Source organism: Pseudomonas sp. 3B-A001-10F (assembly GCF_056313565.1).
The window spans coordinates 1-12,145 of sequence record NZ_JBQYFW010000060.1 but is presented as its reverse complement, the minus strand read 5'-3'; the positions used below and the strand labels follow the sequence as shown (position 1 = coordinate 12,145).

The window sequence follows — 12,145 nt, the reverse complement described above, 5'->3', positions numbered from 1 at the left end:
CTAACCGACTGAACTACCGCTGCGCTAAACACTTGAAACGAATGGTGGGTGATGACGGGATCGAACCGCCGACATTCTGCTTGTAAGGCAGACGCTCTCCCAGCTGAGCTAATCACCCTTCGCTTCGGTGTGGCGCGCATTCTACGGAGCGACCCAACCTCTGGCAAGCACTTTTTTAAATAATTTTCTCAGGCCTTCCAAAGGCTTAGAGAAGGGTTGGCCTATGGGACGGCGAAGACAATAATGCCCCCCTTTGTATAAAGGAGAGACTCACCCCATGTGGTTCAAAAACCTGCTTATCTATCGCCTGACCCAAGACCTGCCTGTCGATGCCGAGGCGCTGGAAACTGCACTGGCCACCAAACTGGCGCGTCCATGTGCAAGCCAGGAGTTGACCACCTACGGTTTCGTCGCGCCGTTCGGCAAAGGCGAAGATGCTCCACTGGTGCACGTCAGCGGTGACTTCCTGCTGATTTCCGCGCGTAAAGAAGAACGCATTCTGCCGGGCAGCGTCGTGCGTGACGCGGTCAAGGAAAAGGTCGAAGAGATCGAAGCCGAACAGATGCGTAAGGTCTATAAGAAGGAACGCGATCAGATCAAGGATGAAATCATCCAGGCGTTCCTGCCGCGCGCCTTTATTCGTCGCTCGTCGACCTTTGCCGCTATCGCACCCAAACAGGGTCTGATCCTGGTCAACTCGGCCAGCCCGAAACGTGCCGAAGACCTGCTGTCGACCCTGCGTGAAGTGATCGGCACCCTGCCCGTCCGTCCGTTGACCGTGAAAATGGCACCGACTGCGGTCATGACTGACTGGGTCACCACGCAAAAAGCCGCTGATGACTTCTATGTACTGGACGAGTGCGAACTGCGCGACACCCACGAAGACGGCGGTATCGTGCGTTGCAAGCGTCAGGACCTGACCAGCGAAGAAATCCAGCTGCACCTGAGCACTGGCAAAGTCGTCACTCAGTTGTCGCTGGCCTGGCAGGACAAACTGTCGTTCATGCTCGACGACAAGATGACGGTCAAACGTCTGAAGTTCGAAGATCTGTTGCAGGATCAGGCGGAGCAGGACGGTGGTGACGAGGCGCTGGGTCAGCTGGATGCCAGCTTCACGCTGATGATGCTGACCTTCGGTGATTTCCTGCCAGCGCTGGTTGAAGCGTTGGGTGGGGAAGAGACTCCGCAGGGGATCTGATCCTGACGAGTTTCAAACTGTGGGAGCGAGCCTGCTCGCGAATGCGGAGTGACAGTTGACATTAATGTGTCTGGCACGTCGCTTTCGCGAGCAGGCTCGCTCCCACAATTGTTTTTGTGGTGTTCATTTAATAATAAGGAACAAGCCATGCGCGCACTGGCTGCACTCAGCCGCTTTGTCGGCAATACCTTCGCTTACTGGGTTCTGCTTTTCGCGGTGATTGCGTTCCTGCAACCGGCGTGGTTCCTCGGCCTGAAAAGCGCGATCGTGCCGCTGCTCGGGCTGGTGATGTTCGGCATGGGCCTGACCCTCAAACTCGACGACTTCGCTGCTGTCGCCCGCCATCCATGGCGCGTAGCGCTGGGCGTGGTTGCACATTTCGTGATCATGCCCGGTGTGGCGTGGTTGCTCTGCCAGATATTTCACCTGCCGCCGGAAATCGCTGTCGGAGTGATTCTGGTCGGTTGCTGCCCGAGCGGCACCTCGTCCAACGTGATGACCTGGCTGGCCCGAGGTGATCTGGCATTGTCGGTGGCCATTGCTGCCGTGACCACCCTCCTCGCCCCGCTGCTGACCCCGGCACTGATCTGGTTGCTGGCTTCGGCGTGGTTGCCGGTGTCGTTCATGGAGCTGTTCTGGTCGATCCTGCAAGTGGTGCTGCTGCCGATCATTCTCGGCGTGGTTGCCCAACGCATGCTCGGTGACAAGGTTCGTCATGCCGTGGACGTGTTGCCGCTGGTATCGGTGATCAGCATCGTGATCATTGTCACTGCCGTGGTGGCCGCCAGTCAGGCGAAAATCGCCGAATCCGGCCTGTTGATCATGGCCGTGGTGATGCTGCACAACAGCTTCGGTTATCTGCTGGGTTATTTCACCGGGCGCCTGTTCAAGTTGCCGTTGGCCCAGCGCAAATCGCTGGCGCTGGAAGTCGGCATGCAGAATTCGGGATTGGGTGCCGCGCTGGCCAGTGCACATTTCTCGCCATTGGCGGCGGTGCCGAGTGCGCTGTTCAGCGTTTGGCACAATATTTCCGGGGCACTGCTGTCGACGTACTTCCGGCGCATGAGTGAAAAGGAAGATCGCGAGTCGCTGGCGCAGCAAGCGGCCGACTGAGGCGAAAACTTGATCCCCGGGTTAATGCTCGTCACACTATTACGCAACGCGGGGACGACCCTGCGGCTCGATCGAGTTATTAATCTGGGGACGACCCCGTCTATCGATGGAGGTCTTTCATGTCCTGGATCATTCTGTTTTTCGCCGGCCTGTTTGAAGTCGGCTGGGCCGTCGGCCTGAAATACACCGACGGTTTCACCCGCCCGCTCCCCACCGTTCTGACCGTTGCGGCCATGGCCATCAGCCTTGGCCTGCTCGGCCTTGCGATGAAGGAATTGCCGTTGGGCACCGCCTATGCAATCTGGACCGGCGTCGGTGCGGTGGGCACGGTGATTGCCGGAATCATCCTGTTTGGCGAGTCGATGGCGTTGATTCGCCTGGCGAGTGTGGCGTTGATCATTACCGGGCTGATTGGCCTCAAGGTCAGCGCTTAGGCCACTACCGCTTTCGCGAGCAGGCTCGCTCCCACAGTTGATCGTATTCCTCTGACGGAACGCGATCGAATGTGGGAGCGAGCCTGCTCGCGAAGAGGCCCTTAAAATCGCCGGCTATCTGACTGCCCCGCGCAACTCCCCGACCAACCCCTGCAACGTCGCCGGCTCAGCAGCATCAACGCCCACCGGCGCTCCTGCCACCAGCGTCACCCGCGACCACAATCGGTGAAAAAACCCTTTGTTCGGATCGCGGCTGAAGAAACTCCCCCACAGCCCTTGCAACGCCAGCGGAATCACCGGCACCGGCGTCTCTTCAAGAATCCGCGTCAAACCGCCCCGGAACTCATTCATCTCGCCATCCGCCGTCAGCTTGCCTTCCGGGAAGATGCACACCAGCTCACCGTCCTTCAAATAGTGAGCAATTCGCGTGAAGGCCTTTTCGTAAATCTGGATGTCTTCATTCCGTCCGGCAATCGGAATCGCCCCTGCCGTGCGGAAGATAAAGTTCAGCACCGGCAGGTTGTAGATCTTGTAGTACATGACAAAGCGAATCGGCCGACGCACCGCGCCACCAATCAACAACGCATCGACAAACGATACGTGGTTGCACACCAGCAGTGCCGCGCCTTCATCCGGAATCGCCTCAAGGTTGCGATGTTCGACGCGGTACATGGAATGGCTGAGCAGCCAGATCATGAAGCGCATGCTGAACTCGGGGACGATTTTGAAGATGTAGGCGTTGACGCCAATATTCAGCAGCGACACCACCAGGAACAACTGCGGGATCGACAGCTTGGCCACACTCAACAGCACAATCGAGACGATGGCCGAGACCACCATAAACAATGCGTTGAGAATGTTGTTGGCGGCAATCACCCTTGCCCGCTCGTTCTCGGCGGTGCGCGACTGGATCAAGGCATACAGCGGCACGATGTAGAAACCACCGAAAATGCCGAGACCGAGGATGTCGACCAACACCGCCCAGGTGTGCACGAAGCCCAGCACCTCAATCCAGCTGTGGCCGCTGACGCTGTCGGGAATCCCGCCGGAATGCCACCACAGCAGCAAACCGAATACGGTCAGACCGAACGAACCGAACGGCACCAGACCGATCTCCACCTTGCGCCCGGACAGCTTCTCGCAAAGCATCGAACCCAGCGCAATCCCGACCGAGAACACGGTAAGAATCAGGGTGACCACGGTCTCATCGCCGTGCATCCATTCCTTGGCGTAGGCGGGAATCTGCGTCAGGTAAATCGCCCCGACAAACCAGAACCACGAATTGCCGACAATCGAGCGCGACACCGCTGGCGTCTGGCCCAGACCGAGCTTCAGCGTGGCCCAGGATTGACTGAAGATGTTCCAGTTCAGGCGCATCTCCGGGGAGGATGCCGCCGCGCGCGGAATGCTGCGACTGGCCAGATAACCCAGCACGGCGATCCCGACGATGGCGCAGGACACCAACGGTGCATAGTGCGAAGAGGACATGATGACCCCGGCACCAATCGTCCCGGCGAGAATCGCCAGAAACGTGCCCATCTCCACCAGGCCGTTGCCGCCCACCAGCTCATCCTCGCGCAAGGCCTGCGGCAGGATCGAATACTTCACCGGCCCGAACAGCGCCGAATGGGTCCCCATGGCGAACAGCGCCACCAGCATCAGCGACAAGTGATCGAAGAGAAAACCGATCGATCCTACGGCCATGATCGCGATTTCCGCGAGCTTGATCAGACGGATCAGCGCGTCCTTGGCGAATTTTTCCCCGAACTGCCCGGCCAGTGCCGAGAACAGGAAAAACGGCAGGATAAACAGCAAAGCACACAGGTTGACCCAGATCGAACGGTCACCCTCGATGGTCAGCCGATAGAGAATGGCGAGGATCAGCGACTGTTTGAACACGTTGTCGTTGAACGCGCCGAGCGACTGCGTGATGAAGAACGGCAAGAAGCGCCGGGTGCGCAGCAGGTTGAACTGTGAGGGGTGACTCATCTTCCGTGTTTCCCTGATGTTTAAGGTAGAGAGGCCTGGGTACTGCTTATTGGATTCTCGAACAGCGATCCAGGCCACACCTTACCTAAACTTTTCCGGTTATTTCTTCAAACCTGCGATGCACGGCGAGACAAACAGCTCGCCCCGCCAGGCGCCTTGCACGGTACGTTTGCCGACGATCAGCCACATCAGCGCCAGCAACATCACCAACAGCGTGCCGACGACGCTGAAAAACGTCAGGTTCAGGGTGCTCGCCAGTTTCAGGGTTGCCAGCGAATACACGCCCAACGGGAAGGTGAAGCCCCACCAGCCGAGGTTGAACGGGATGCCGTCACGCAAGTAACGCACGGTGATCAGCAGCGCCATCAGCATCCACCACAGCCCGAAGCCCCACAGGGTAATGCCGGCAATAAGCCCAACACCCGAGGCAATTTCACCGATACCGGGCAGACCGTTCGCCGCGAATATCGCCGGCGCATCACCGCCCAACAGCAACATGCCCAGCGCACCGGTGCCGATCGGGCCGAGGGCCAGCCAGCTCGACGCCGCCATATTTTCGTGGGGCAGTTTGTGCAGGGCCATGCGCAGCAGCAGGATGGTCAGAATGCTGAATGCTACCGGTAGGGAAAAGGCCCAGAGCACGTAGCTCGTCGTCAGTATCACCAGTTGTGAGTGGCCATCGGTGAGATGCGGTGCGAGCAAACCACCGCTGGCCGCCGCCACCTCTGCCGCCACGACCGGCAGCAACCAGACGGCGGTCATCTGATCAATGCTGTGTTCCTGACGGGTAAACATCATGTAAGGGATCAACACGCCGCAAGCCAGCGACATGGCCACATCGATCCACCACAGCACTTCGGCGAGGTGAATCACGCCGTCACCCCAGCGCGGCAGGCCAAACAGCAGAAAGCCGTTGATGATCGTCGCCAGGCCCATGGGAATCGTGCCGAAGAACATCGATACCGTGGAGTGGCCGAAAATCCGCCGGGCCTCGTCGAAGAACAGCATCCAGCGCGCGGCGTAGGCAACGGTAAACAGGCTGAATAACAGAATGTTGAACAACCACAAACCTTCAGCAATGGCGTGCAGGCCTGGAATGGCCAATGGCAGTTGCGCCAGCGCCAACGCCAGCACACCCGTGCCCATGGTGGCGGCGAACCAGTTGGGGGTGAACTGGCGAATCACTTCACGCGGGTGCTGAAGCTGGCGGAACGGTTTGATGCCGGGTTTGGCGCTGTTGGGGCAAGTCATCATGGAGTCCTCTCCTCTGGTGAGGTTGAGTCCATGGTAGAACCGAATCGAATATCTATATAACGGGTAATTTCTCTATCTGTTATCTGTTTTGCCTATAAGCAGTCAGACGCTGCCTTCGCTCTCGATCACCAGAATCCGCGCTGCGCCTTGCGGATGGGCGACATGCTCGGTGCCGACACTCGCATAGAAGATGTCACCGACATCAAGCTGCACCTGTTTTTCTTCGCCCAGATCGCGGTAATGCATCAGCACTTGACCATCCAGCACCACAAACACTTCCTCGCCGTCGTTGATGTGCCATTTGTACGGCTGATCCGTCCAGTGCAGGCGCGTGGTGATGCCGTTCATGTTGGCAATGTCCAGAGCGCCCCAGGCGCGCTCGGCGGTGAAGGTCTTACTGCGAATAATCTTCATGAGTCGATCCGTGAGAAGAAGGCTGGGCAAGGCTAACCGAAATCGAGGGGGTTATGGAGCGCGGCACACTTTGGCTGCGGCTGGGCGCAGGCTGAGCAGCAGCGCGCCAATGGCCAACACGATCAACACCACCCCGTAACCATCGGTGGTTGCCAGCAAACCGTAGCTACGCGACAAGTGCCCGGCGAGCAACGCCGGCAGGCAGAAGGCCAGATAACTGAGCACGTAATAGGCCGCCATCAATCCTGCCCGCTCATGGGGCAAGGCCAGCGGCACCAGGCTGCGCACGGCGCCGAGGAATCCCGAGCCAAAGCCGCAACCGGCCACCAGCGTGCCGAGGAAAAACAGCGACAGGCTGGCGCTGTGCACGCCCAGCAGAATCAATACCAGACCGATCGGCAGCAGGCTCGCGCCCAACTGCAAGGCCCGGACGGCAGGACGATTGCGCATCGTGAAAATCATCAGCGCACCAGTCACCGTCAGGGCCGCAACGGTGGCACCGCCGATCAGATTCGAGTCCGAGCCAGTGGCGGTGCGCACCAATGACGGTGCCAGCGATGCATAAAAGCCGCCGAGCGCCCAGGTTGCCGTGTTCAGCGGCAACACTCGCCACAAAGTGGCTCGCGCTTGAATCGGCACGTGCAGTGTCGGCCGCAACGAGGCCCACGCCCCGGCTTGCGGAGTGACGCTTTCCGGTAAGCGCCAGACATAAAGGCCCTGCAACACAAACAGCGCGAGCAGCAGCCAGTAGGTCAGTTGCAACGGTGCCGGCGCAAACTCCGCCAGTAAACCGCAACCCATGCCGCCCAAGGCCATGCCGAGCAACGGCGCGACACTGTTGATCAACGGCCCCTGCTGACGATCCGTGTCGAGCAGCGTTGCGCTTAAAACAGCGGTGGCCATGCCGGTGGCAAACCCTTGCAGAACACGCGCGCTGATCAGCCACGCCACGCTGTCAGCGTAAATAAACAGCAGCATCGCCAACGCGTTGAGCAACACGGCGGCGAAGATCACCGGTTTGCGTCCCAAGTGGTCGGATAGCGAACCGACTGTTAATAGAGCCGCCAACAGACTGAGCGCATAGACGCCGAAGATCAGCGTCAACATGGTTGCCGAGAAGTGCAGCTGATCCTGATACAGGTGATACAGCGGCGTTGGCGCCGTGGAGGCGGCGAGAAAACTCAGTAAAGTAATCGCCAGAAACCACAGGCTGGATCGATTGGAAGCAAGGCTGGTCATGGGCACACTCCGCAAAAGCTAATTTTTTGCTTTTGCGGAGTGTGCTACTGCCTTGCGCTTAAAGCAAATTCTTTGTGTTAAGGTCTGCCGCATGGCTATTAAAGAAGGTTTACGCCCCGGCGGCCGCAGTGCCCGGGTGCAAGATGCAATTCATTCGGCAGTCCGAGCGCTCCTGCAAGAACAGGAGCGCTCGAGCGTGACCGTCCCACAAATCGCCGCACGCGCCGGGGTGACGCCGTCGACGATTTACCGGCGTTGGGGTGACCTGTCGGCATTGTTGGCCGACGTCGCCCTCGCCCGCATGCGCCCCGACAGCGAGCCGGCGCAGACCGGCAGCCTGCGCAGCGATATCCGTGCGTGGGCCGAGCAATATCTCGACGAGATGAGTTCGGAGCCTGGGCGCAACATGATGCGCGACGTGCAGGCCAGTGCTACGCCGGGGTATTGCGTGACGATCATTAGTGCGCAATTGCAGACGATCGTTGAGCGGCATCCGGATGAAATGGCGCCGAGTGTTGATCGGTTGATCAACCTGGTGGTTGCGCCGGTGGTGTTCCGGATTCTGTTTTCGGCGGCGGCGCTGGAGGTGGATGAACTGCATCGGCTGATCGATATTGCGCTGCGTCAGGACTGACGCCTTCGCGACCAGGCTCGCTCCCACAGTGGAATGCATCGCAAATATGGGAGCGAGCCTGCTCGCGAAGGGGCCCACCCGATCACCCCAGAAACCGAGGGGTTCCCCGCCTGCGACACCCCACCACGCCACGACCTTGGTCGACACTGACTAACCGCCCCGCGCATGCGAGACTGTCCGCCCGGGCAGGAGTGCCGGGGAGTCTTTTGTCGGGAGTGTTGCATGTCGCTGTCCACCGGGCTGATCGCCGCCGTCGCCCTGGCCTATATGGCCATCATGTTCGCCATCGCCTTCTACGGCGACCGCCGCAGCGCGCCGTTGCCGCCGCGCGTGCGTGCCTGGGTGTACAGCCTGTCGCTGGCAGTTTATTGCACCAGCTGGACGTTCTTCGGCGCTGTCGGTCAAGCCGCCGAGCAATTGTGGTCATTCCTGCCGATTTACCTCGGGCCGATTCTGCTGCTGGTCGGCGCGCCGTGGGTCCTGCAGAAAATGGTGATGATCAGCAAACAGGAGAACATCACCTCCATCGCTGACTTTATCGCCGCGCGCTACGGCAAATCGCAATCGCTGGCGGTGGTCGTCGCGCTGATCTGTCTGGTCGGCGTCCTGCCCTACATCGCCCTGCAACTCAAAGGCATCGTCCTCGGCGTGAACCTGCTGATCGGCGCCGGTGCCGACGCCATGGGCACTCGCGCCCAGGACACCGCGCTGATCGTGTCGCTGGTGCTGGCGCTGTTCACCATCGTCTTCGGCACGCGCAACCTCGATGCCACCGAACACCACCGTGGCATGGTGCTGGCGATTGCTTTCGAATCGCTGGTCAAACTGTTCGCCTTTCTCGCCGTCGGCGCTTTCGTCACTTATGGCCTGTATGACGGTTTCGATGACCTGTTCAAACAGGCCATGCTCGCCCCGCGTCTCGAGGAATACTGGAAAGAAACCATCAACTGGCCGTCGATGGTGGTGCAGACCGGCGTGGCGATGATGGCGATCATCTGCCTGCCCCGGCAGTTCCACGTCACCGTGGTGGAGAACATCGACCCGCAGGATCTGCGCCTGGCCAAATGGGTGTTTCCGGCCTATCTGGCTTTGGCCGCACTGTTTGTCGTGCCGATCGCGCTCGCTGGTCAGATGCTGTTGCCACGCGATGTGCTGCCCGACTCCTTCGTGATCAGCCTGCCACTGGCGCAGGCCCATCCGGCGCTGGCGATGCTGGCGTTTATCGGTGGCGCGTCGGCGGCGACCGGCATGGTGATTGTCGCCAGTGTGGCGTTGTCGACCATGGTCTCCAACGACATGCTGTTGCCATGGCTGCTGCGGCGCAATAACGCCGAGCGCCCGTTCGAAGTGTTCCGCCAATGGATGCTCTCGGTACGCCGCGTCAGCATCGTCGTGATTCTGTTGCTGGCCTACGTCAGCTATCGCTTGCTCGGCTCGACGGCAAGCCTGGCGACCATCGGCCAGATCGCGTTCGCCGCCGTGACTCAACTGGCGCCCGCCATGCTCGGCGCGCTGTACTGGAAACAGGCCAACCGGCGCGGCGTTTTCGCCGGTTTGGCCGCCGGTACTTTCCTGTGGTTCTACACCTTGATCCTGCCGATCGCCGCGCACAGCCTCGGCTGGTCGTTAAGCAGTTTTCCAGGGCTGGCATGGTTGCACAGCAATCCGCTGAACCTGCCGATTAGCCCGCTGACCCAAGGCGTAGTGCTGTCGCTGGCCGGCAACTTCACCCTGTTCGCCTGGGTTTCGGTGCTGTCGCGTACCCGCGTATCGGAACACTGGCAGGCCGGACGCTTCATCGGTCAGGAGATCAGTGCGCGGCCGAGCGCACGCTCGATGCTGGCGGTGCAAATCGACGACTTGCTGCAATTGGCCGCGCGTTTTGTCGGTGAGGAACGTGCGCGCCAGAGCTTCATTCGCTTCGCCTATCGCCAGGGCAAAGGCTTCAACCCCAACCAGAATGCCGACGGCGAGTGGATCGCCCATACCGAGCGGTTGCTGGCCGGTGTACTCGGCGCTTCTTCGACTCGTGCTGTAGTAAAAGCCGCCATCGAAGGTCGGGAAATGCAGTTGGAGGACGTCGTGCGCATCGCCGACGAAGCCTCCGAGGTGCTGCAGTTCAACCGTGCCTTGCTGCAGGGTGCGATCGAGAACATCACCCAAGGCATCAGCGTGGTCGACCAGTCACTGAAACTGGTGGCCTGGAACCGGCGCTATCTGGAGTTGTTCAATTATCCGGATGGTCTGATCAGCGTCGGCCGGCCGATTGCCGACATCATTCGCTACAACGCCGAGCGCGGCCTGTGCGGCCCCGGCGAAGCGGAAGTCCACGTTGCCCGCCGTTTGCACTGGATGCGTCAGGGCCGCGCGCACACCTCTGAACGGCTGTTCCCCAACGGCCGGGTGATCGAGCTGATCGGCAACCCGATGCCGGGGGGCGGTTTCGTCATGAGTTTCACCGACATCACCGCGTTCCGCGAAGCCGAGCAGGCACTCACCGAAGCCAATGAAGGGCTGGAACAACGGGTCAGCGAACGCACCCAGGAGCTGTCGCAACTCAATGTCGCGCTGACTGAAGCCAAAGGCACCGCCGAAGCCGCCAATCAGTCGAAAACCCGCTTTCTCGCGGCGGTCAGCCATGACTTGATGCAACCGCTGAACGCCGCTCGGCTGTTCTCCGCCGCCCTCTCCCATCAGGACGACGGCTTGAGCAGCGAGGCGCAGAAACTGGTGCAGCACCTCGACAGCTCACTGCGTTCGGCTGAGGACTTGATCAGCGATCTGCTGGATATTTCCCGCCTGGAAAACGGCAAGATCAACCCGGACCGCAAGGCGTTTGCGGTCAATGAACTGTTTGACACGCTCGGCGCGGAATTCAAGGCACTGGCGCAGGAACAGGGTTTGACGTTCCGGGTGCGCGGCAGCCATCTGCGCATCGACAGCGACATCAAATTGCTGCGGCGCATTTTGCAGAACTTCCTGACTAACGCTTTCCGCTACGCCAAAGGCCCGGTGCTGCTGGGCGTGCGGCGGCGCGGCGGCGAATTGTGTCTGGAGGTGTGGGATCGCGGGCCAGGGATTCCGGAAGATAAACAGCAAGTGATTTTCGAAGAGTTCAAACGCCTCGACAGCCATCAGACCCGCGCTGAAAAAGGCCTCGGCCTGGGTTTGGCAATCGCCGATGGTTTGTGCCGGGTACTCGGTCACACCTTGCGGGTGCGCTCGTGGCCGGGTCGCGGCAGTGTGTTCAGCGTCAGCGTGCCGCTTGCCCGCTCGCAGGCCCAACCGGCAAGCGCTGCAGCCGAAATGAATGGCAAGTTGCCAAGCGGCGCGCGGGTGCTGTGCATCGACAATGAAGACAGCATTCTGATCGGCATGAACAGCCTGCTCAGTCGCTGGGGATGTCAGGTGTGGACAGCGCGCAATCGCGAAGAATGTGCAGCACTGTTAAATGACGGCGTGCGGCCGCAACTGGCGTTGGTCGACTATCACCTTGACCACGGCGATACCGGCACTGAGCTGATGGCGTGGTTGCGCACGAGCCTGGGTGAGCCGGTGCCGGGGGTGGTGATCAGCGCTGACGGGCGACCGGAGATGGTCGCCCAGGTGCATGCGGCGGGGCTGGATTATCTGGCCAAACCGGTGAAGCCGGCGGCGTTGCGGGCGTTGTTGAGTCGTTATTTACCGCTATAGAAGTAAAAGATCGCAGCCTCCGGCAGCTCCTGCATTGGTATGGCGTACATCCTGTAGATACTCTGTTCACGGTCAAGCTTTTGCGAGATCTTTTGCGCTAAAAAGCTTGGCCGTATCGAAATCTTCGCCGGCTCGCATACAGGCCCACAAGCCGGTCAGGTATTTGCGCATGACGGC

At 60.1% G+C, this 12,145-nt stretch carries 9 protein-coding genes, 1 tRNA gene and 1 pseudogene; 5 read left to right on the top strand and 6 right to left on the bottom strand.

Annotated features, from left to right (window positions below; genetic code table 11):
• Nucleotides 1-42: 42 nt before the first annotated feature.
• Nucleotides 43-118 (bottom strand) — tRNA-Val (locus AC0ZWN_RS28495).
• Between the two features lie 159 nt (nt 119-277).
• Here AC0ZWN_RS28495 and rdgC point away from each other — a divergent pair.
• From rdgC to sugE, 3 genes are all read left to right on the top strand, one after another.
• The gene (rdgC, locus tag AC0ZWN_RS28490) at nt 278-1,198 is read left to right on the top strand and encodes a recombination-associated protein RdgC (RefSeq protein WP_064390914.1); all 921 of its coding nucleotides are present in this window, start codon (nt 278-280) and stop codon (nt 1,196-1,198) included.
• Between the two features lie 147 nt (nt 1,199-1,345).
• Nucleotides 1,346-2,311: a bile acid:sodium symporter family protein gene (locus AC0ZWN_RS28485; RefSeq protein ID WP_476337658.1), complete on the top strand. Its 966-nt coding sequence runs from the start codon at nt 1,346-1,348 to the stop codon at nt 2,309-2,311.
• Nucleotides 2,312-2,430: 119 nt separating this feature from the next.
• Complete coding sequence (gene sugE / locus AC0ZWN_RS28480) at nt 2,431-2,745, top strand: quaternary ammonium compound efflux SMR transporter SugE (protein WP_003223093.1); 315 nt, start codon at nt 2,431-2,433, stop codon at nt 2,743-2,745.
• A 114-nt stretch (nt 2,746-2,859) separates the two neighbouring features.
• On the opposite strand, the gene AC0ZWN_RS28475 is transcribed toward sugE, so the two are convergent.
• The 4 genes from AC0ZWN_RS28475 to AC0ZWN_RS28460 all read right to left on the bottom strand — a co-directional run bounded on the left by AC0ZWN_RS28475 (nt 2,860) and on the right by AC0ZWN_RS28460 (nt 7,641).
• Complete coding sequence (locus AC0ZWN_RS28475) at nt 2,860-4,734, bottom strand: MFS transporter (protein ID WP_476337656.1); 1,875 nt, start codon at nt 4,732-4,734, stop codon at nt 2,860-2,862.
• A gap of 99 nt (nt 4,735-4,833) precedes the next feature.
• Nucleotides 4,834-5,985: a TDT family transporter gene (locus AC0ZWN_RS28470; protein WP_476337660.1), complete on the bottom strand. Its 1,152-nt coding sequence runs from the start codon at nt 5,983-5,985 to the stop codon at nt 4,834-4,836.
• A gap of 105 nt (nt 5,986-6,090) precedes the next feature.
• On the bottom strand, nt 6,091-6,402 hold the full coding sequence (locus AC0ZWN_RS28465; RefSeq protein ID WP_116256504.1) for a cupin domain-containing protein: 312 nt from the start codon (nt 6,400-6,402) through the stop codon (nt 6,091-6,093).
• Between the two features lie 51 nt (nt 6,403-6,453).
• Nucleotides 6,454-7,641, bottom strand: coding sequence for an MFS transporter (locus AC0ZWN_RS28460; RefSeq protein WP_257357786.1), 1,188 nt, complete (start codon nt 7,639-7,641; stop codon nt 6,454-6,456).
• Nucleotides 7,642-7,732: 91 nt separating this feature from the next.
• Between AC0ZWN_RS28460 and AC0ZWN_RS28455 the strand changes: the two genes are divergently transcribed.
• Both AC0ZWN_RS28455 and AC0ZWN_RS28450 read left to right on the top strand, forming a co-directional pair.
• Entirely contained in the window at nt 7,733-8,275 is a 543-nt protein-coding gene (locus AC0ZWN_RS28455) for a TetR/AcrR family transcriptional regulator (RefSeq protein ID WP_476337653.1), read from the top strand.
• Between the two features lie 222 nt (nt 8,276-8,497).
• The gene (locus AC0ZWN_RS28450; RefSeq protein ID WP_476337652.1) at nt 8,498-11,968 is read left to right on the top strand and encodes a hybrid sensor histidine kinase/response regulator; all 3,471 of its coding nucleotides are present in this window, start codon (nt 8,498-8,500) and stop codon (nt 11,966-11,968) included.
• Nucleotides 11,969-12,040: 72 nt separating this feature from the next.
• Here AC0ZWN_RS28450 and AC0ZWN_RS28445 read toward each other — a convergent pair.
• Nucleotides 12,041-12,145: pseudogene (locus AC0ZWN_RS28445) on the bottom strand (IS110 family transposase); the annotation flags it as partial.

Excerpts from the sequence above, each read along its gene's own strand:
- sugE (WP_003223093.1), top strand. The coding sequence starts at position 2,431 with ATGTCCTGGATCATTCTGTTTTTCGCCGGCCTGTTTGAAGTCGGCTGG.
- rdgC (WP_064390914.1), top strand. The coding sequence starts at position 278 with ATGTGGTTCAAAAACCTGCTTATCTATCGCCTGACCCAAGACCTGCCT.
- AC0ZWN_RS28465 (WP_116256504.1), bottom strand. The coding sequence starts at position 6,402 with ATGAAGATTATTCGCAGTAAGACCTTCACCGCCGAGCGCGCCTGGGGC.
- AC0ZWN_RS28470 (WP_476337660.1), bottom strand. The coding sequence starts at position 5,985 with ATGACTTGCCCCAACAGCGCCAAACCCGGCATCAAACCGTTCCGCCAG.
- AC0ZWN_RS28450 (WP_476337652.1), top strand. The coding sequence starts at position 8,498 with ATGTCGCTGTCCACCGGGCTGATCGCCGCCGTCGCCCTGGCCTATATG.
- AC0ZWN_RS28485 (WP_476337658.1), top strand. The coding sequence starts at position 1,346 with ATGCGCGCACTGGCTGCACTCAGCCGCTTTGTCGGCAATACCTTCGCT.
- AC0ZWN_RS28460 (WP_257357786.1), bottom strand. The coding sequence starts at position 7,641 with ATGACCAGCCTTGCTTCCAATCGATCCAGCCTGTGGTTTCTGGCGATT.
- AC0ZWN_RS28455 (WP_476337653.1), top strand. The coding sequence starts at position 7,733 with ATGGCTATTAAAGAAGGTTTACGCCCCGGCGGCCGCAGTGCCCGGGTG.
- AC0ZWN_RS28475 (WP_476337656.1), bottom strand. The coding sequence starts at position 4,734 with ATGAGTCACCCCTCACAGTTCAACCTGCTGCGCACCCGGCGCTTCTTG.